This window comes from Aliivibrio sifiae (genome assembly GCF_002954715.1).
In the GTDB taxonomy this organism is placed as follows: domain Bacteria; phylum Pseudomonadota; class Gammaproteobacteria; order Enterobacterales; family Vibrionaceae; genus Aliivibrio; species Aliivibrio sifiae.
The window spans coordinates 2,389,878-2,409,537 of the sequence record NZ_MSCP01000001.1 but is presented as its reverse complement, the minus strand read 5'-3'; the positions used below and the strand labels follow the sequence as shown (position 1 = coordinate 2,409,537).

Sequence of the window (19,660 nt, the reverse complement as noted above, 5' to 3'; positions counted from 1 at the left end):
GAAGCGATAACATGAGTAATGAATTTCTTTTTGGTATCCACGCAACCAAAGCTGTATTAGAGCGTGATCCTGCCCGTTTTATTGAAATATTCGTATTAAAAGGTCGTGAAGACGATCGTTTATTACCAATAATCAAAGAGTTGACTGATTTTGGGTTTAAAATCCAAGAACTTCCACGTAAAACGTTGGATGACAAAGCAAATGGTGCTAATCACCAAGGTATTATTGCTCGTGTTACTCCAGCTAAACAGCTTAATGAGCATGATTTAGATGACATCATGAATAAGACTGAGAACCCATTGTTCTTAGTGCTTGATGGTGTGACGGATCCTCACAACTTAGGTGCTTGTTTGCGTAATGCTGATGGCGCTGGTGTCGCTGCTGTTATCGTACCTAAAGATAAGTCAGCATCAATGACTGCAACGGTAAGTAAAGTAGCTTGTGGTGCCGCTGAAGTTGTTCCTTTAGTTCGTGTGACTAACCTTGCTCGTACGATGCGTGCTCTGCAAGAGAAAGGTGTATGGTTCGTTGGCACTGCAGGTGAAGCGACGCATGATGTTTATCAAGCTAAATTAACTGGTTCATTAGCGATTGTTATGGGAGCAGAAGGTGATGGCATGCGTCGTCTAACTCGCGAGACCTGTGATGACTTAATTAAAATCCCTATGGCAGGTTCTGTAACAAGTTTAAATGTTTCTGTAGCGTCAGGTGTCTGTTTGTTCGAAGCAGTACGTCAGCGCTCATTACAAGGCTAAATAGTCTATAAAAACAAGTGGCTAAGAGTGAAGGTAATGAGTATTTCATTGCCTTCTTTTTTTGAACTAAATTGAAGAAAATATTTTTGTGATTTAGGTATCTTTTTCTTGCCAATAACGCTGTTTTTCTATACTATCCGCCGTTCTTAATTCTCAGTCTTTTTTTTAGTTCCTTGCTTCCCTTGGATGACTGAGCCAATCGTGGAAGCTGAATAATCCGTAAGGAGCAACCAATGCGTCATTATGAAATCGTATTCATGGTGCATCCTGATCAAAGCGAGCAAGTTGCTGGCATGATCGAGCGTTACACAGGTTCAATCACAGAAGCTGGTGGTACTATCCACCGTCTAGAAGATTGGGGTCGTCGTCAAATGGCTTACCCAATCAACAAATTGCATAAAGCACACTACGTTCTTATGAACGTTGAGTCTGAGCAATCTGTTATTGATGAACTAGAAACTGCATTCCGTTACAACGATGCTGTTCTACGTAACATGATCATGCGTACTAAAGCTGCGATCACTGAGCCATCAGTAATGATGAAAGCTAAAGAAGAGCGTTCTGCTAAGCGTGAAGACGCTGCACCACGCGCTGAAGAAGCTGCTGCTGAGTAATTGATTTGATGACCAATCGATTGGAGTTGAGCGGTATTATCGCCAAGGCTCCGGTTCGAAGTCTTAGTCCTGCGGGCATACCTCACTGTCATTTTGTCATTGAGCATCGTTCGATTAAACAGGAAGCTGGCTTATCACGTGAAGTCTATTGCAGAATGAACGTGGTAGTTAGTGGACAAGGGTCTCAAGCTTTAACTGCAAACTTGGCTCAAAGCAGTAACGTTACGGTAGGTGGTTTTATCACTTATCAGACAGGCCGAAATGGCGTGGCGAGAGTAGTGTTACATGCTGAGCATATTAAATTAATTTAGATCTGGAGATAGCCCATGGCTCGTTTCTTCCGTCGTCGTAAATTCTGCCGTTTTACAGCAGAAGGCGTACAAGAGATTGACTACAAAGACGTAGCAACTCTAAAAAACTACATCACTGAAGCTGGTAAAATCGTACCTAGCCGTATCACTGGTACTCGTGCTAAATACCAACGTCAGCTAGCTCGCGCTATCAAGCGTTCTCGTTACCTTGCACTTCTACCGTACACAGATAAGCATCTGTAAGTCGATAGCGGTTTAAATAAGTTTATAGAGGACTAAGATAATGCAAGTTATTCTACTTGATAAAATCGGTAACCTAGGTAGCCTTGGCGACCAAGTTAACGTTAAAGCTGGTTACGCACGTAACTTCCTTATCCCACAAGGTAAGGCTGTTATGGCAACTAAAGCTAACGTAGAGATGTTTGAAACTCGTCGCGCTGAATTAGAAGCTAACGTTGCTAAGCAACTAGCTGCTGCAGAAGCTCGTGCTGAGTCTGTTAACGCTCTAGAAGTTACTATCGCATCAAAATCTGGTGACGAAGGTAAACTATTCGGTTCAATCGGTACTCGTGACATCGCTGACGCTGCTACAGCTGCTGGCGTTGCAATCGCGAAAAGCGAAGTTCGTCTTCCTGAAGGCGCTCTACGTACAACTGGTTCTTTCGAAGTTAGCATCCAACTTCACTCTGAAGTATTTGCTACATTGAAATTAGAAGTTGTTGCTGCTGAGTAATCAATAGCCAACTAATAATTTAAACGCCAGCCTTCGTGCTGGCGTTTTTTTTATCTATCACTTATCTAACTAACTACATTTCAGAACAGCATCACTCCCTTTTTAATTTTCTCATCTTCTTTATTTCATATTGAAAATAACTCAATTACTACTTGAGAAAAATTCATAATTAGATCCTTGACTTTGAACTCTATAACATACATTCTGTAGACATATAGACGTCTAAATTAACGTCTCACGGATGATAGATTTTTTGTAATACCCATTTTAGGTGTTACACAGGGAGAGAAAGATATGGCCTATTCACACGCAAGCCACCTAGAGTCACTGAACCAAAATATTGCTGAGCTAGATGGCAATATCAACGTATCTTTTGAGTTTTTCCCGCCAAGTTCGGAGAAGATGGAAGAAACATTGTGGAACTCTATTCACCGGTTAAAAACACTTAAACCTAAATTTGTATCGGTAACTTACGGTGCTAACTCTGGTGAGCGTGACCGTACCCATTCCATTATTAAAGAAATTAAAGAGCAAACCGGTCTTATTGCAGCTCCTCACCTAACTTGTATTGATGCAAGTCGCTCAGAGCTTATTGATATTGCCAATGATTATTGGGCAAATGGCATTAAGGATATTGTGGCTTTACGTGGTGATATTCCTGCTGGTGGTGGTACGCCTGATATGTATGCATCTGATCTGGTTGAATTGCTAAAATCTCAACATGATTTTGATATTTCAGTGGCTGCATTTCCTGAAGTTCATCCTGAAGCTAAAAGTGCGCAAGCGGATTTACTTAATCTAAAACGCAAAGTAGATGCCGGTGCTAACCGCGCGATTACCCAATTCTTCTTTGATGTTGAAAGTTACCTGCGTTTTCGTGACCGTTGTGTCTCTGCTGGCATTGATGTTGAAATTATTCCTGGAATTTTACCAGTATCAAACTTTAAGCAAGCTTCTCGTTTTGCCAAAATGAACAATGTAAAGATCCCAGGTTGGATGGCTCAACAGTTTGAGGGTTTGGATGATGACCCTGTGACTCGTCAAATGGTAGGTGCAAGTCATGCGATTGATATGACGCGTATTCTAAGTCGTGAAGGTGTGAAGGATTTTCATTTTTATACACTTAACCGTGCAGAACATACCTACGCACTGTGTCATACATTAGGTGTGCGCCCTAAAGGCTAAGATTTTTCTAAGTATGATTTATAAAAAACCGCTCACTGTAGCGGTTTTTTTATGTTTGTATCTATTTAAAAGATAAAAGATAAAAGATAAAAGATAAAAGAAAAGGCCACCGAAGTGACCTTTGAATTATAGGAAGGTTGTTTTAACGCTTATGGTTAGCCAGTGTTACGCATACCAGCTGCAATACCTGCAATTGTAACCATTAATGCTTCTTCAAGCTCTGGTGACGTCTCTTCTTGCTGACGAGTACGGAACAGAAGCTCAGCTTGTAGCATATTTAATGGATCAACATAGATATTACGTAATTTAATAGATTCAGAACCCCATGGGTCACGTTCCATTAAGTGATCGCTGTTCTCTACGTTCAATACCGCTTTAATATCCGCTTGTAATTGATTACGTAGACGCTCACCTAGAGGCCATAGAGACTTATCTGTTAAACGTTGGTCATAGTATTCAGACATCTGTGGATTACATTTAGTGTAAACCATTTCAAGCATGCCAAGGCGAGTAGAGAAGAATGGCCATTCACGACACATCTCTTCTAGTAGCTCTTGATGACCTTTATCTATTGAATATTGAATCGCTTCACCAGCGCCTAACCATGCAGGAAGAACTAAACGGTTTTGACTCCATGAGAAGATCCAAGGGATCGCACGTAAGCTTTCTACGCCGCCATTTGGATTACGTTTAGCTGGACGAGAGCCTAAAGGTAGTTTACCTAGCTCTAGTTCTGGTGTTGCCGCTCGGAAGTAAGGAACGAAGTCTTTTTCGCCACGAACGACATTACGGTAAGCTTCACATGAAACTTCAGACAGCACTTCCATCAGATCACGCCAATCTTGTTTTGGCTCTGGTGGCGGCAGAAGGTTAGCTTCAAGGATTGCACTTGCGTATAGGTTGAAGCTGTTTACTGCGACTTCAGGGAGACCCAATTTAAAGCGGATCATTTCACCTTGTTCTGTAACTCGTAGGCCACCTTTTAAACTTTTTGGTGGTTGAGATAGAAGAGCTGCGTGTGCAGGAGCACCACCACGGCCAATAGTACCGCCGCGACCGTGGAATAAAGTCAGTTCAATATTCTCTTTCTCACAGACTTCAACTAACGCTTCCATCGCGCTATATTGCGCCCAACCAGCAGACATAACACCCGCATCTTTAGCTGAATCGGAGTAACCGATCATCACCATTTGATGGTTCTGAATAAATCCACGATACCAATCAATAGAGAACAGCTGCTCCATTACTTCTTTAGAGCGGTTTAAATCGTCTAATGTTTCAAATAATGGGCACACATCCATACGGAATGGACAGCCTGCTTCTTGAAGAAGAAGATGAACTGCTAGTACATCAGAAGCCGTTCGAGCCATCGAGATGACATAAGAACCTAATGCTTCACGAGACTGTTCTGCGACGACTTTACACGTATCGATAACTTCTTGAACTTCAGGAGATGGCTCCCAGTTACGAGGAAGTAGAGGGCGTTTAGAGCTTAACTCGTTCACAAGGAAAGAGATCTTATCTTGTTCGCTCCACTGATCGTAATCACCAATACCTAAGTATTTAGTCAGTTCTGAAAGTACATTTGAGTGACGAGTACTTTCTTGTCGAATATCGAGACGAACTAAATGCACACCAAAAGCTTTTACACGACGAAGAGTATCTAATAGCGAGCCTTCTGCAATAATCCCCATCCCACAAGCATGTAGAGACTGATAACACGCATACAGTGGTGTCCACAGTTGGTCAGCATTCGTTAGAATTGTTTTATTTGATGAAGGTTCACCTTTCATTTGAGCATCTAAACTTTCAAGAGTATCACCAAGAAGAACTCGGAATTGCTTTAGAATTGCGCGATAAGGTTCGTGCTGATCCCCCGCTAATTCACGAACTTCATCAGTGCATTTCACCATAGAAAGTTCACTGATAAGTTCATTGATGTCTTTTAGATAAAGATCAGCGGCTTTCCAACGCGAAAGAAGCATTACTTCACGTGTGATTTTGTGTGTGACAAACGGATTTCCATCTCGGTCACCGCCCATCCAAGAGGACATATGCACAGGACGAGCATCAATTGGAAGGCCTTCACCTAAGTGACCTTCTAAACGTTGATCAAATTCACGTAAGAAGTCAGGGATACCTTGCCATAAAGAGTTTTCAACAACGGCAAAGCCCCATTTTGCTTCGTCTAATGGTGTTGGGCGCTCTTGACGGATAACATCAGAGTGCCAAGCTTGTGCAATTAGTTGCTCAAGGCGACGTTCCGTTTTATCACGTTCAGAGAAAGAGATATCACCAAGCTCAAGCTTTGATAAACATTCGTTGATTTTCACCAACTTGTTGATCATAGTGCGACGTGCTATTTCGGTTGGATGTGCCGTTAAAACAAGCTCAATATTTAACTCACGGACCGCTTGTGCTGTATCCAATTTGCTAACGTTATTTTGGCTTAATTTAGAGAATAGGGTGCTAATGGCATCAGGTTCACATACGTGTGCTTCACAATGACGTGAAATAGTATGGTATTGCTCTGCCATGTTAGTTAGGTTTAGGAATTGGCTGAATGCACGAGCAACAGGAGTCAGTTGCTCATTTGGAAGATTTTTTATTTCTTCAATAAGTGCATTTCGGTCATCGTCGCTTCCTGCGCGTGCTGTTTTAGACAGCTTACGAATGGTTTCAACTTTAGCTAATAGCTCTTCACCATGTGCGTCTCTAATTGTATTTCCAAGTAGATGACCCAACATGCTTACATTGCTTTTTAAAGCAGCGTACTTTTCATTCATACATACTTCCTATACTGTAATTTTGTTACATCCTAAGTTTTTTCTACAACCAATCTATCCGAATTTACGGCTCTTCGTCAAATATTGAAGAATAAACGGTGTCTTTTTAAACGATATATTGCCGTAGATCATCGAATCTCTATTTTGAGATTGACGAGTTTTGTAAATTTATTTCAGCTTAGAAACAGTGTTTATACATCAATTTACTTAATACATTGATCGTTGGGTCAATGAATGAAAATGCTAAGAATTCATCAGGTTGGTGAGCTTGTTCAATAGAACCAGGCCCTAATACTAAAGTCGGGCAAAGATCTTGTAGGAAAGGTGCTTCGGTACAATAGTTGACTGTTTCTACTTCTTGGCCACAAATTTCAGCTGTGCTAGTAACAATCGGGCTATCTGAGCTACATTCGTAACCTGGAATTGGTTCATGAAGTGGCGTGATATCAATACGTCCTGGCCACTTTGCTTTAACCTCTTTTAATGAATCACGTAGCATGTTATCTAATCCATCAAGGCTTATTCCTGGTAATGGCCGCACGTCATAATGAAGTTCACAACAACCACAGATACGGTTTGGGCTGTCGCCACCATGGATATGGCCAAGATTTAGGGTTGGGTAAGGAATGGAGAATCCAGGGTTATGGTATTCTTTAACCAGTTTATTTTTTAAGTTCATTAAAGCAAACATGATCTCATTCATGATTTCTAGTGCATTCACACCATGAGCAGGATCAGAAGAGTGACCTGACTTACCAGTAACACGAACAGCATTAGCAACATGACCTTTATGACCACGGATAGGCTTTAGGCTTGTAGGCTCCCCAATAATGCAATAATCAGGTTGAATTTGTGTATTTGAAGCAAAATGACGAGCACCTAGCATGGTCGTTTCTTCATCGCAGGTTGCCAGAATATACAGTGGTTTTGATTGGTCTTTCCAATTGATATCTTTGATTGCTTCTAAGATGAAAGCAAAAAAACCTTTCATATCAGCAGTGCCTAAGCCATAGAAACGATCATTAGCTTCGGTTAATGCATGAGGTTCGTAGTTCCAACGACCTTGATCGAACGGCACGGTATCAGTGTGACCAGCCAATAATAACCCACCTTCACCAGAACCTAACTTAGCCAGTAAGTTTAGTTTTCCTTTTTCAATTTCTTCAATTTCAACTTCACAGCCTAAGTCTTCACACCATTGAGCCAGTTTATGTATGACCTCGGCATTACCTTCATCCCAACTCGAGTCGGTTGAACTGATAGAAGAGGTTGAAATGAGTTGCTGGTAATAATCTTTAAATTCTGGAAATTTCATTTATTCATACATCCACTGTTGACAGAAAAGAGAGAACCCTGTAAAACACATATTAAATCACATAAAGTGAATAGAAATACAGTTTAGTTTAATTTTAATGAATAAACTAAATTTTAAAAAGGAAAAGCAGTATCTAATATACGTAACTCTCAAGTTACCCTGAATGGCTTTTTCCTTCAATAGTTGAAGAGATAAATGGACGTATTTATGTTGAAAACAACCATCATCGGAGCAAGTGGATACACAGGTGCAGAATTAGCACTGATGGTATTTAAGCACCCAAACCTTTCTTTATCAGGCTTATATGTTTCTGAGAATAGCCTAGATAAAGGAAAAGCAATCAGTGAATTGCATGGTTCATTAAAAGGAATTGTAGATGATGTCCTACAACCTTTAGTCAATGTGAATCAAGTGGCTAAAGAAAGCGATATTGTTTTACTCGCAACAGCTCATGAAGTTAGTCACGATTTAGCGTCTACTTTTTTAGAGAATGGTTGTGTTGTTTTTGACTTGTCAGGAGCATTCCGCGTTCAAAAAGAAGGCTTTTACTCTGAATTCTATGGTTTTGAACATAAATACGAAGGTTGGTTAGATAAAGCGGTTTATGGATTAGCTGAGTGGAATGAAGAAGCAATTGCAAAAGCACAGCTAATCGCAGTACCTGGATGTTATCCAACTGCGTCACAATTAGCATTGAAACCATTAGTTGAATCCAACTTATTGGATAAAAATCAATGGCCAGTGATCAATGCAACCAGTGGAGTGACTGGGGCGGGACGTAAAGCGAGTTTAACGAGCAGTTTCTGTGAAGTTAGCCTTCAGCCTTATGGGGTATTTAACCATCGTCATCAGCCTGAAATTGCGGCACATTTAGGATGTGATGTCATCTTTACTCCACATCTTGGTAATTTTAAACGTGGAATTTTAGCGACGATCACAACGAAGTTAGAGAAGGGCGTTACAGAAGAACAGATTAAAAAAGCGTTTGATGATGCTTATACACATACCCCTGCAGTTCGTTTACTCGAGAATGAAATGCCTAAATTACAATCGGTTGAGAAAACGCCTTTCTGCGATATTGGCTGGAAAGTACAGGGCGAACATCTGATTGTCGTCTCTGCGATTGATAATTTATTAAAAGGGGCATCAAGCCAAGCAATGCAGTGCATTAATATTCGTTTTCGTTTCCCTATATTAACCGCTTTAATATAGATCGTGGAGTACAGTATGAACCAACGTCCATTGGTGATTAAGTTAGGTGGTGCAGTATTGTCATCAACCGAAACGTTAACAGAATTATTTAAAACGGTTTCAAACTATCAACAACAAGCTCAGCGCTCATTAGTGATTGTACATGGTGGTGGCTATCTTGTTGATGAGTTGATGGCAAAGTTACAGCTTGAAACGGTTAAGAAAGAAGGGTTACGTGTCACACCAAAAGAGCAAATTGGTTATATCACAGGAGCGCTTGCGGGAACGGCAAATAAAATGCTGCAAGGTCAAGCAATGAAGAATGGTGTAAATGCGATGGGGTTAAGTCTGGCTGATGGTGGTTTATGTAAAATCACACAGCTTAATCCTGAACTAGGTAATGTTGGCTTGGCAACGGCAGGTGATGCAACAATATTAAATGCAGTACTAGCAACACAGGTAACTCCGATCATTAGTTCTATTGGTATTACTGCTGAAGGTGAATTAATGAATGTGAATGCAGATCAAGCGGCGGTTGCGGTTGCTACCGCACTAGATGCCGATTTAGTGTTGCTGTCTGATGTTGCGGGTGTATTGGATGGCGAAAAGCAATTAATAGCAAGCCTAGATTCAGAGCAAGCTGAGTTGTTGATCCAACAAGAAGTAATAACAGATGGCATGATCGTAAAAGTTCGCGCAGCTTTAGAAGCGGCACAAGAGCTAGGTCGAGCAATAGAGGTGGCGTCATGGCGTTCACCAGAAAAATTAGCTGAGTTGTTTATTGGGAACAGCATTGGCACCCAGTTTCAGCCTCAATAGGCAAAGATGTTACCCATTTTTATTTTATAGAATACAGTCGCCGCGAGTATGCGGATCAAGGAGAAAAGAATGAATAAGAAAGTAAAAGTAAACAAGGTTGTTGTTGCATACTCTGGTGGTCTAGATACGTCTGTGATTATTCCGTGGTTAAAAGAAAACTACAACTGTGAAGTTATTGCATTTGTTGCAGATGTTGGTCAAGGCGCTGAAGAGCTTGAAGGTATTGAAGAAAAAGCAATCGCATCGGGTGCAACTGAATGTTATGTTGCTGACTTAAAAGAAGAAATGGTGTCTGAATATATTTTCCCTACGCTTAAAACTGGCGCGCTTTATGAAGGGAAATACCTACTTGGTACATCAATGGCTCGTCCAATCATTGCTAAAGCACAAGTTGAAGTAGCGCGTAATGTTGGTGCTGATGCGCTTTGTCATGGCTGTACTGGTAAAGGTAATGACCAAATTCGTTTTGAAGGTGCTTTTGCTGCGCTAGCACCAGACTTACATGTTATTGCACCGTGGCGTGAGTGGGATTTAGTGAGCCGTGAAGAATGTCTTGATTATCTTGCTGAGCGTAATATCCCTTGTACCGCGTCGCTTACTAAGATCTATTCTCGTGATGCGAATGCATGGCACATTTCAACAGAAGGTGGTGTTCTAGAAGATACATGGAATGCGCCAAATGATGATTGTTGGGCATGGACTGTTGATCCAGAGCAAGCACCAAACGAGTCAGAAACGGTTTCAATTAAAGTAGAAAAAGGCGCTGTTGTTGCTGTTGATGGTAAAGCAATGACACCTTATGAAGTGGTTGTTTATCTAAATGAAAAAGGTATTAAACATGGCGTGGGTCGTATCGATATCGTAGAAAACCGTCTAGTTGGTATGAAATCTCGTGGTTGTTATGAAACTCCAGGAGGAACAATAATTAATGAAGCGCTGCGTGCTGTTGAGCAACTAGTACTAGATAAAGCTTCGTTTGAGTTCCGTGAAGAACTAGGGATCAAAGCTTCTCACCTTGTGTACGATGGTCGTTGGTTTACTCCTTTATGCAAATCAATCTTAGCGGCAACAGAAGAGCTAGCTCAAGATGTAAACGGTGAAGTCGTTATTAAGTTGTATAAAGGTCAAGCAACAGTAACTCAGAAGCGTTCAGATAATAGCCTATACTCAGAAGAGTTTGCTACTTTTGGTGCTGACGAAGTATATGACCAAAGTCATGCTGAAGGCTTTATTCGTCTTTATTCACTATCAAGCCGTATTCGTGCGCTAAACAGTAACTAGACTCAAGTAAATGACTAACAGGTATCAGTGGCTAACATATAATTAATAACAACTGTTAAACAATTTGATTTACACTAATCGAAGTTCATTTAATAATTAAATGAGCTTCGATTTTTTTTGTCCTGATGATTAGCAATAGAGTTAATAGGCTTCAATTGAATAAGTATGTAAAAATAATGAATTTAATTCTTTATTTTTATCTGGAATTGCCGTAAGTTTAAACCATCAAGAAAAATACTGAATTAAATCAGACTTAATATTTGTAAAAAGCAGTGAGCACTGTCCATTTAGGAGATACACCATGGCATTATGGGGCGGACGTTTTAGTCAGGCAGCAGACACAAGATTTAAACAGTTTAACGATTCACTTCGTATCGATTATCGCCTTGCGGAACAAGATATTGTCGGTTCTATTGCGTGGTCTAAATCACTGCTTTCAGTTAATGTTATTTCAGAGTTTGAGCAACAAAAACTTGAATTAGCATTGAATGAATTAAAGCTAGAAGTGATGGAGGATCCTGAGCAAATATTACTTTCTGATGCTGAAGATATTCATAGTTGGGTTGAAACTCAGCTTATTGGCAAAGTGGGTGATTTAGGTAAAAAATTACACACTGGTCGTTCTCGTAATGACCAAGTGGCGACGGATTTAAAGTTATGGTGCCGTCAACAAGGACATCAACTTCTTCGTACGCTTGATTTGCTTCTTAATCAATTGGTTAATGTAGCGAGTGAGCATCAAGCCACGGTACTTCCTGGTTATACCCATTTACAACGTGCACAACCTGTTACATTTGCGCACTGGTGTTTAGCGTATGTAGAAATGATTGAGCGTGACTATTCTCGTCTTGAAGATGCAATTAAGCGTTTAGATACTTGTCCATTGGGCTCTGGCGCTCTGGCGGGTACTGCTTATCCTATGGATCGTGAAAAATTGGCGCGTAATCTTGGTTTTCAACGTGCGACACGTAATAGTTTAGATTCGGTATCAGATCGTGATCATGTGATGGAACTGATGTCGATCGCCTCTATCTCTATGATTCATTTATCACGACTTGCTGAAGATATGATCTTCTATAATTCTGGCGAATCGAATTTTATTGAGTTGGCAGATACAGTGACTTCTGGTTCATCACTAATGCCTCAGAAAAAGAATCCAGATGCATTAGAACTTATTCGTGGTAAATGTGGCCGTGTATATGGTGCATTAGCTGGTATGATGATGACAGTAAAAGCATTGCCACTGGCGTATAACAAAGATATGCAAGAAGACAAAGAAGGCTTATTTGATGCTCTCGATAGTTGGTCCGATTGTATTGAGATGGCCGCACTTTGTTTTGAAGGCATTAAGATTAACAGTGAGCGTACGCTTGAAGCAGCAAAACAAGGTTATGCAAACTCAACAGAATTAGCTGATTATTTAGTTGCTAAAGGTATTCCATTCCGTGAGGCGCACCATATTGTTGGTGTTGCGGTAGTGGGCGCTATTGAAAAAGGCTGTGCTTTAGAAGAACTTTCAATTGCTGAGTTAAAGGCGTTTTCTAATGTGATTGAAGATGATGTTTATGCAATATTAACCATTGAATCCTGCCTTGCTAAACGTAATGCCCTTGGTGGTGTAGCTCCTGAGCAAGTGGCCTATGCTGTTGAACAAGCAGGTAAGCGCTTACAAGAACGTGATTCAACGGGTGTTAAAGTTCGTTCAGCACGTTTAACAGATTTAGATGCGTTAGAAGGAATGGTGGCATACTGGGCGGGACTTGGTGAGAACTTACCTCGTAATCGTAATGAGTTAGTGCGCGATATTGGTTCATTTGCTGTGTCAGAGCATCATGGAGAAGTAACTGGCTGTGCTTCCCTGTATGTGTATGATTCTGGTTTGGCCGAAATTCGTTCTTTAGGTGTAGAGGCGGGCTGGCAGAGCCAAGGTCAAGGAAAAGCGATAGTTCAACACTTGGTAGAAAAAGCGCGAGAGATGGCGATTAAAAAAGTGTTTGTGCTGACTCGTGTTCCCGAGTTCTTTATGAAGCAAGATTTTATTCCAACTTCTCGTTCATTATTACCAGAGAAAGTATTGAAAGATTGTGATCAGTGTCCTCGTCAACATGCGTGTGATGAAGTGGCGTTAGAGGTGAATCTTCAAGAACAAGTCATCATCAAGGCAAGTGTAGCGTAAAATTAAAATAATTATGCGATACACTTAGCTAATAAACCGAAATAAAAAGAAAAAGTGGTGAACTTTTTAATTAAGTACTAGTCTTATTAATACTGCTTTTTCTTAGAAAGATTCTAAGAGACCCCAATATCTTGATTGATATTGGGGTTTTATTTTTTATACGTCGTATTCTTTTTTGAAGGTTTTACGAAGCGATAATAACTCATCATCAATAGATGCAGAGCAAGTAAGCCTGTAAATGCCAAGCTAACCATGAAGGTTGCTATTGCCTCTATTTGGTAAGGAGTGGTTTGAAAAAACTCTAACCAAGTTAACCATCCTCCTATAGATAAGAACGTGAGTTGTTTCATGCAACGCTGACAGCGACCTAATTTTTGTTTGAAAATATCAGTTCGGCAAGATTGGCAAGCCATAGCGGTTCACTTAAAAGTAATTGGTTAGTACGGTTATTTTAACGAGTGACTCGTGAGATAGAAATAAAAAAGTCGATGTTTTCACATCGACTTTTATTTTATTACTTTTGTTCGTTATACAAATTAGCAGCCAGGGCCACAATCCATACAGTGTTTAATCATTTCAGGACCTAAATGTAATTTGGCATTTAAATCACGAAGAGCTGTTCGTACACCTTCTTCAATTACTGGATGATAGAAAGGCATATCTAGCATTTCTGAAATCGTCATTTTGTTTTGGTGAGCCCAAGCTAACAAGTGCGCTAAATGCTCAGCATTTGGCCCCATCATTTCTGCACCTAAAAAGCGACCAGTTCCTTGCTCTCCGTATACATGAAGAATACCTTTATTTCGTAGCATTACTCGTGAACGACCTTGATTTTCAAAAGACACTTCACCAGTTGCAAAGCAACCACATGTACCTAAGCGAGTGGTGATTTCTTTATATGTTTCACCAACCATTGCTATTTGTGGGTCAGAGAATACCGCTGAGATTTTTGAGCGGCGAAGGCCTGCTCGGATCTCAGGGAAGCGGCCTGCATTATCACCAGCAATACGAGCCTGATCAGCGGCTTCATGCAGCAATGGTAATTGGTTACTTGCATCGCCAGCAATAAAAATACTTGGTTGTGATGTTTGTAGTGTGTAGTGATCTGCGGTTGGTACGCCACGCTCATCAAGTTCAAGAGAGGTATTTTCTAAACCTAATTTATCAGTGTTTGGACGGCGACCTGTTGCAGCTAATACATACTCTACAACGTTTGTTTCTAGTTCACCTTGTTTGTTTATGAACTTAATCTCAACGCGATCTTCCCCAGATTCTGTCGTAATTCGTTTCATGCTTTCAATTTTCACATCAGCATCAAGATAGAATTCTTCATTAAATGCTTTATTCGCATAAGCCATCACTTCTGGGTCTGTCACTGGACCTACTTGACCACCTAAACCAAATAATTTGGTTTCCACACCTAAACGATGGAGAGATTGACCAAGTTCAAGACCAATAACGCCAGGACCAAATACAGCGACTGATTTTGGTAAATCATCCCAGTTAAACACATCATCATTAATGATCAGACGATCACCAAGTTCATTCCAAACTGCAGGGTAAGCAGGGCGAGATCCTGTTGCAATAACAATACGTTTAGCCGTTACGATAGTGTGGTCGTCTACTTGTAGTGTATTGTCATCCAAAAATTTAGCGTAACCAGAGATTTTATCTTCAACTGGTATTTCATCAACGCCTTCTAAAACAAACCCAACAAAACGGTCACGTTCAAATTTCACTCGGTCCATTACTTCACGACCGTTAATGATAATTTCACCTTGAGGGTGGATACCAAATTGAGGTGCTTTTTCTATTTGGTGTACGCTTTCTGCTGCTGCTATTAACAGCTTTGATGGCATACAACCAACGCGAGCACAAGTTGTACCGTAAGGGCCGCCTTCGATCATGACAACACTGTCAGTATGTGCTTTTGCTGCACGGTAAGAGCCTAAACCTGCTGTACCACCACCGATAACAGCTACATCAACATTGACTTGTTTCATAATTCATATCTCACGTAGATTTACTTTAGAAGAGGAGTTTGAAATAGTAGCCCACAATTTATGGGCTACTTATCATTAACGATTAAGCTAGGAAAGCTTCTAGTTCTTCGCTACCACCGATGTGTTTACCACCGATAAATACTTGAGGAACTGTAGTGCGACGAGTAATTGCTCGTAGACTTACTGTTGTAGCATCTTTGCCTAGTACGACTTCTTCGTAGTTCAGACCTTTATCGATTAGGTTTTGTTTCGCTTTCATACAGAAAGGACAACCAGGTTTTGTAAATACTGTAATTGACTCTTGTTCTTTGTGTTCAGGAGCAAGGTAGTTCAGCATTGTATCTGCATCAGAAACTTTGAACGGGTCACCCGGTACGTTTTCTTCGATGAACATTTTTTCAACTACGCCGTTTTTAACTAGCATGCTGTAACGCCATGAGCGCTTACCAAAACCAATGTCATTTTTCTCTACTAACATGCCCATACCGTCAGTGAAGTCACCATTACCATCTGGGATAAAGGTAATGTTTTCTGCTTCTTGATCTGCTTTCCATGCGTTCATTACAAACGTATCGTTTACAGAAACACAAACAATTTCATCAACGCCGTTCTCTTTAAATACAGAATAAAGCTCGTTGTAACGAGGCAGGTGGCTTGAAGAGCATGTAGGAGTAAATGCACCTGGAAGACTGAATACGATAACCGTTTTATCTTTGAATAGTTCTTCTGTTGTTACGTTAACCCAAGCGTCCCCTTTACGTGTTGGAAAAGTTACTTGAGGAACTGATTGACCTTCTTTAGATGTAAACATAATGATGTCCTTTAATTTTTAAATAATTTTGAATTTCTTTTCGGGGTCTGCCCGGTTGATGTAGCTATTATGCAAAAGCTCTCTTGATAGTTCTAATCGTTTGGTGTTATCGTTTCAATCGTTAGAATCTATCAAACTAGTTATCATAATGAGATTTAAAGCTTTCAGGAGTGTAATACATGAATATCCGAGATTTTGAGTACTTGGTCGCACTTGCTGAGCATAAGCACTTTCGTAAAGCTGCAGAATCCTGTTTTGTTAGTCAACCGACCTTAAGTGGGCAAATCAAGAAGTTAGAAGAAGAGGTTGGGTTAACCTTATTGGAGCGTACAAGTCGTAAAGTCTTATTTACTGAAGCGGGTTTACAATTAGTAGAGCAAGCTAAACGGATTTTGATTGAAGTTAAGTTATTTTCTGAATTGGCAAACCAACAAGGAAAGGAGATGACAGGGCCGTTACACCTTGGTTTTATACCAACAGTAGGGCCTTATGTATTGCCATGGATAGTTCCGACATTAAAAGCGCAATTTCCCGATTTGAATTTATATCTTCATGAAGCGCAGACTCATCAATTAGTTAAAATGTTAGAAGAGGGCAAGATTGATTGTATGATCTTAGCATCGGTTGATGAGACAAGTGCTTTTATTGAAGTTCCTGTCTATGATGAGCCAATGGTACTTGCTGTTCCTAAAGATCATAAATGGGCAGAAGAAGAGTCGATAGATATGTCGCGTCTTAATGGTGAATCGGTCTTAATGTTAGGTGATGGGCATTGTTTGCGAGATCAAGCACTTGGGTTTTGCTTTGCAGCAGGGGCAAAAGATGATGATCACTTTAAAGCGACTAGTTTAGAAACGTTGAGAAACATGGTTGCTGCGGGAGGGGGCATCACCTTAATGCCTTACTTGTCAGTACCTAAAGAGAAAGAGCGTGATGGTGTTTGTTATTTGCCTGCACAAACACCTGTACCACATCGTCAGATAGTTTTAGCTTATCGTCCAGGTTCGCCACTAAAAGTGCGTTATGAGGCTTTAGCAAAAGAGATTGAAACTAAAATGGCAGATGTTATTAACTAGATTTTTCATCAAAATATAAACATAAAAAAGGGACGCCAAATTAGCGTCCCTTTTTATTACTTATAAGATAACTGGTTTAGAATAGACTTTCGTCTTCTTCACCGTCACCATCGGCATCACCTGATGAGTAAATAGTGTCTTGGAAATCTTGTTTTACATACTCTGTTGGCTCTGTACCACCAGCAAAGTATTCCCACATACTTGTTTCATCATTCTTATTACTTAATAGGCCCGTTTCTCTGTCTATTTTTACTTTAATAATGTTAGCAGGCAATTTTAATTGCTCGTCTGGTACATCAGCTAAAGCTACTTTCATAAAGTTAACCCAAGAGTAGATCGCGGTTTTACCACCCGCTTCACCACCAAAGGGCATTTCTTCTTTCGTCATATTATCGTTCTTAGTGGTGTAACCTAAACGATGAGATGGGTTATCAAAACCAACCCAAGCTGTTGCTACTACATTAGGGCCGTAGCCGTTGTACCATGCATCAACAGAGTCGTTGGTTGTTCCTGTTTTACCACCGATATCACGACGTTTTAATACTTGAGCACGCCAGCCTGTACCATTCCAACCAGTTCCTTTGCTCCATATACCGCCCCCCCAGATATTGCTATACATCATCTGTTTCACTAAAAATGCATTCTGTGCTGAAATTACTTTTTTAGCGTAAGGAGAGTCTTCATCATTTTGGTGAGAACAATCACTTTGACAAATAGTCTTTGGTGTCGCTTTGTAAACTTCATCACCAAATGGACCGTTAATGTGGTCGATATAATAAGGCTCAACGTAATAACCGTTATTGGCAAATACAGAGAATCCTTGCGCCATTTGTACTGGAGTTAAACTACCAGCACCAAGAGCGATGGTTTCAGAGTGAGGAAGGTCATCTTTTTTAAAGCCAAAACGAGTAAGGTAATCAATGGTTTCATCTAAACCAACTTCACGTAAAACTCGTACTGCCATTACGTTTTTAGATTGAGCTAGACCAATACGTAAACGAGCAGGACCAACATAAGTAGGTGGTGAGTTTTTTGGTCTCCATGCTGTACCTTGACTAGCATCCCATGTATTAATCGGTGCGTCATTTACTAAGCTTGCTAGTGTTTTACCGTGGTATAACGCCGCAGAGTAAATAAACGGTTTAATGCTTGAACCAACTTGACGAACTGATTGAGTCGCGCGGTTAAATTTATTATGAACAAAGTTGAAGCCACCAACTAATGATGTAATTGCACCATCATTTGGATCCATTGCAACAAATGCGGTATTGGCTGCTGGTACTTGGCTTAATTTCCAAGTCGTTGTTGTGATATCGTCTTTTGTTTCTTCGCTTAATGGGCGCACATAAATTTGTTCACCAACAGTAAGAATATCAGATGCTCGGCGAGGTGCAGGACCTTGGCGTTTATCGGTTTTAAAGCGACGAGCCCATTTCAAGCCATCCCAAGGGATAGTTGCAATGCCATTGTTTTTGATATCAACGGTCACTGTTTTTCCTGAAACTTCAGTGACAACGGCAGGCATTAATTCACCATAAGAAGGTTCGTTTCTTAGGTGCTTCGTAATCGCTTCTTTATCAAGAGGTGTCGCTTTTGGTTCCCAAACGGTTTTAACTGCACCGCGGAAGCCATGACGTTCGTCATAAGCAAGCAGGTTGTCAATTGATGCCTTATTTGCTGCGGCTTGCATTTTTGAGTCAACAGTTGTGTAAATATTCATACCAGAAGTATAAGCGGCTTCTTCGCCGTATTTATTTACCATCCATGCACGAGCTATTTCAGCAATATAAGGTGCTTGAAGTTCAATTTCAGCACCATGATATTGAGATATAACCTTTTCAGCTCTTGCGTCATCAAACTCTTGTTTTGTGATGTAACCTTCATCAAGCATACGTGCTAGCACAACGTTTCGACGAGTGGTGGCACGGTCAACAGAGTAGATAGGGTTCATGGTTGAAGGCGCTTTTGGTAAGCCAGCAATAATCGCAACTTCACCAAGGGTTAATTGGCTAACCTCTTTACCAAAGTAAACATGTGCAGCAGCACCGACACCATAAGAACGATAACCTAAATATATTTTATTTAGATAAAGCTCCAGAATTTCTTGTTTAGTTAGCAATTGCTCGATATGAACGGCAATAAAGATTTCTTTAATCTTACGCATGATTTTCTTCTCATTAGATAAGAAGAAGTTACGTGCAAGTTGTTGAGTAATGGTACTTGCCCCTTGCTTTGCAGAGCCTGATGCTAAGACTGCAAAAGCAGCACGAGTGATGCCGATAGGATCAAATCCGTAGTGGCTATAAAAACGACTGTCTTCGGTCGCAATGATCGCTTCAAGTAAATGAGGTGGCATCTCTTCCAATTTTAAAGGAATACGACGTTTCTCACCGAATTGAGCGATTAGTTTTCCATCGCGGCTATATACCTGCATTGGCGTTTGTAGTTGAACATCTTTCAATGTAGCCACATCTGGTAATTCTGGTTTCACATATTGGTAAAAACCAAAAATTGTTGTGACCCCAAGAATAATGCAAACAAATGTAACTATGAGCAGTGCCTTTATGAACTTCACCTGATATTTCCCGTTTACTTTAATCTATA

The 19,660-nt window shown here is 40.4% G+C and carries 17 protein-coding genes; 11 read left to right on the top strand and 6 right to left on the bottom strand.

Going from position 1 to position 19,660, the window contains the following annotated elements; all coding sequences use genetic code 11:
- The first annotated feature begins 11 nt into the window (after positions 1-11).
- The 6 genes from rlmB to metF all read left to right on the top strand — a co-directional run bounded on the left by rlmB (position 12) and on the right by metF (position 3,598).
- Positions 12-755, top strand: a complete 744-nt coding sequence (rlmB, locus tag BTO23_RS10810; RefSeq protein WP_061012893.1) for a 23S rRNA (guanosine(2251)-2'-O)-methyltransferase RlmB — start codon at positions 12-14, stop codon at positions 753-755.
- Positions 756-988: 233 nt separating this feature from the next.
- The gene (gene rpsF / locus BTO23_RS10805) at positions 989-1,369 is read left to right on the top strand and encodes a 30S ribosomal protein S6 (RefSeq protein WP_045101091.1); all 381 of its coding nucleotides are present in this window, start codon (positions 989-991) and stop codon (positions 1,367-1,369) included.
- An 8-nt stretch (positions 1,370-1,377) separates the two neighbouring features.
- Complete coding sequence (priB, locus tag BTO23_RS10800) at positions 1,378-1,680, top strand: primosomal replication protein N (RefSeq protein WP_045101092.1); 303 nt, start codon at positions 1,378-1,380, stop codon at positions 1,678-1,680.
- A gap of 15 nt (positions 1,681-1,695) precedes the next feature.
- Positions 1,696-1,923, top strand: a complete 228-nt coding sequence (gene rpsR, locus BTO23_RS10795; protein ID WP_005421136.1) for a 30S ribosomal protein S18 — start codon at positions 1,696-1,698, stop codon at positions 1,921-1,923.
- A 40-nt stretch (positions 1,924-1,963) separates the two neighbouring features.
- A complete protein-coding gene (rplI, locus tag BTO23_RS10790; protein WP_060992649.1) occupies positions 1,964-2,413 on the top strand; it encodes a 50S ribosomal protein L9 in 450 nt (149 codons plus the stop codon).
- A 294-nt stretch (positions 2,414-2,707) separates the two neighbouring features.
- Positions 2,708-3,598 carry a methylenetetrahydrofolate reductase gene (gene metF, locus BTO23_RS10785; protein WP_061012891.1) on the top strand — a complete coding sequence of 297 codons (891 nt, stop codon included), beginning with the start codon at positions 2,708-2,710 and terminating at the stop codon, positions 3,596-3,598.
- A 155-nt stretch (positions 3,599-3,753) separates the two neighbouring features.
- On the opposite strand, the gene ppc is transcribed toward metF, so the two are convergent.
- Positions 3,754-6,384, bottom strand: a complete 2,631-nt coding sequence (ppc, locus tag BTO23_RS10780) for a phosphoenolpyruvate carboxylase (protein ID WP_060992647.1) — start codon at positions 6,382-6,384, stop codon at positions 3,754-3,756.
- A 178-nt stretch (positions 6,385-6,562) separates the two neighbouring features.
- A complete protein-coding gene (gene argE / locus BTO23_RS10775; protein ID WP_105063479.1) occupies positions 6,563-7,699 on the bottom strand; it encodes an acetylornithine deacetylase in 1,137 nt (378 codons plus the stop codon).
- A gap of 207 nt (positions 7,700-7,906) precedes the next feature.
- On the opposite strand from argE, the gene argC reads away from it, so the two are divergent.
- From argC to argH, 4 genes are all read left to right on the top strand, one after another.
- Complete coding sequence (gene argC, locus BTO23_RS10770; protein ID WP_061004782.1) at positions 7,907-8,911, top strand: N-acetyl-gamma-glutamyl-phosphate reductase; 1,005 nt, start codon at positions 7,907-7,909, stop codon at positions 8,909-8,911.
- A gap of 15 nt (positions 8,912-8,926) precedes the next feature.
- Positions 8,927-9,709, top strand: coding sequence for an acetylglutamate kinase (gene argB, locus BTO23_RS10765; RefSeq protein ID WP_060992644.1), 783 nt, complete (start codon positions 8,927-8,929; stop codon positions 9,707-9,709).
- A gap of 69 nt (positions 9,710-9,778) precedes the next feature.
- Positions 9,779-10,990: an argininosuccinate synthase gene (locus tag BTO23_RS10760; RefSeq protein WP_061004777.1), complete on the top strand. Its 1,212-nt coding sequence runs from the start codon at positions 9,779-9,781 to the stop codon at positions 10,988-10,990.
- Between the two features lie 301 nt (positions 10,991-11,291).
- On the top strand, positions 11,292-13,166 hold the full coding sequence (gene argH, locus BTO23_RS10755) for an argininosuccinate lyase (protein WP_061004775.1): 1,875 nt from the start codon (positions 11,292-11,294) through the stop codon (positions 13,164-13,166).
- Between the two features lie 149 nt (positions 13,167-13,315).
- On the opposite strand, the gene BTO23_RS10750 is transcribed toward argH, so the two are convergent.
- The 3 genes from BTO23_RS10750 to BTO23_RS10740 all read right to left on the bottom strand — a co-directional run bounded on the left by BTO23_RS10750 (position 13,316) and on the right by BTO23_RS10740 (position 15,980).
- Positions 13,316-13,579 (bottom strand): DUF3624 domain-containing protein, encoded by a 264-nt coding sequence (locus BTO23_RS10750; protein ID WP_061004773.1) that lies wholly within the window; start codon positions 13,577-13,579, stop codon positions 13,316-13,318.
- Between the two features lie 123 nt (positions 13,580-13,702).
- A complete protein-coding gene (locus tag BTO23_RS10745; RefSeq protein ID WP_105063478.1) occupies positions 13,703-15,169 on the bottom strand; it encodes a dihydrolipoyl dehydrogenase in 1,467 nt (488 codons plus the stop codon).
- Between the two features lie 82 nt (positions 15,170-15,251).
- Entirely contained in the window at positions 15,252-15,980 is a 729-nt protein-coding gene (locus BTO23_RS10740) for a glutathione peroxidase (RefSeq protein ID WP_105063477.1), read from the bottom strand.
- A 179-nt stretch (positions 15,981-16,159) separates the two neighbouring features.
- Here BTO23_RS10740 and oxyR point away from each other — a divergent pair, with 179 nt between their 5' ends.
- Positions 16,160-17,056, top strand: a complete 897-nt coding sequence (gene oxyR / locus BTO23_RS10735) for a DNA-binding transcriptional regulator OxyR (RefSeq protein ID WP_061012887.1) — start codon at positions 16,160-16,162, stop codon at positions 17,054-17,056.
- A 76-nt stretch (positions 17,057-17,132) separates the two neighbouring features.
- Here oxyR and BTO23_RS10730 read toward each other — a convergent pair whose 3' ends face one another.
- Entirely contained in the window at positions 17,133-19,631 is a 2,499-nt protein-coding gene (locus tag BTO23_RS10730; protein WP_060992638.1) for a penicillin-binding protein 1A, read from the bottom strand.
- Between the last annotated feature and the right edge of the window lie 29 nt (positions 19,632-19,660).

What these genes read in the sequence shown, in the direction of transcription:
- rlmB (WP_061012893.1), top strand. Translation starts at nt 12, where the DNA reads ATGAGTAATGAATTTCTTTTTGGTATCCACGCAACCAAAGCTGTATTA.
- rpsF (WP_045101091.1), top strand. Translation starts at nt 989, where the DNA reads ATGCGTCATTATGAAATCGTATTCATGGTGCATCCTGATCAAAGCGAG.
- priB (WP_045101092.1), top strand. Translation starts at nt 1,378, where the DNA reads ATGACCAATCGATTGGAGTTGAGCGGTATTATCGCCAAGGCTCCGGTT.
- rpsR (WP_005421136.1), top strand. Translation starts at nt 1,696, where the DNA reads ATGGCTCGTTTCTTCCGTCGTCGTAAATTCTGCCGTTTTACAGCAGAA.
- rplI (WP_060992649.1), top strand. Translation starts at nt 1,964, where the DNA reads ATGCAAGTTATTCTACTTGATAAAATCGGTAACCTAGGTAGCCTTGGC.
- metF (WP_061012891.1), top strand. Translation starts at nt 2,708, where the DNA reads ATGGCCTATTCACACGCAAGCCACCTAGAGTCACTGAACCAAAATATT.
- ppc (WP_060992647.1), bottom strand. Translation starts at nt 6,384, where the DNA reads ATGAATGAAAAGTACGCTGCTTTAAAAAGCAATGTAAGCATGTTGGGT.
- argE (WP_105063479.1), bottom strand. Translation starts at nt 7,699, where the DNA reads ATGAAATTTCCAGAATTTAAAGATTATTACCAGCAACTCATTTCAACC.
- argC (WP_061004782.1), top strand. Translation starts at nt 7,907, where the DNA reads ATGTTGAAAACAACCATCATCGGAGCAAGTGGATACACAGGTGCAGAA.
- argB (WP_060992644.1), top strand. Translation starts at nt 8,927, where the DNA reads ATGAACCAACGTCCATTGGTGATTAAGTTAGGTGGTGCAGTATTGTCA.
- BTO23_RS10760 (WP_061004777.1), top strand. Translation starts at nt 9,779, where the DNA reads ATGAATAAGAAAGTAAAAGTAAACAAGGTTGTTGTTGCATACTCTGGT.
- argH (WP_061004775.1), top strand. Translation starts at nt 11,292, where the DNA reads ATGGCATTATGGGGCGGACGTTTTAGTCAGGCAGCAGACACAAGATTT.
- BTO23_RS10750 (WP_061004773.1), bottom strand. Translation starts at nt 13,579, where the DNA reads ATGGCTTGCCAATCTTGCCGAACTGATATTTTCAAACAAAAATTAGGT.
- BTO23_RS10745 (WP_105063478.1), bottom strand. Translation starts at nt 15,169, where the DNA reads ATGAAACAAGTCAATGTTGATGTAGCTGTTATCGGTGGTGGTACAGCA.
- BTO23_RS10740 (WP_105063477.1), bottom strand. Translation starts at nt 15,980, where the DNA reads ATGTTTACATCTAAAGAAGGTCAATCAGTTCCTCAAGTAACTTTTCCA.
- oxyR (WP_061012887.1), top strand. Translation starts at nt 16,160, where the DNA reads ATGAATATCCGAGATTTTGAGTACTTGGTCGCACTTGCTGAGCATAAG.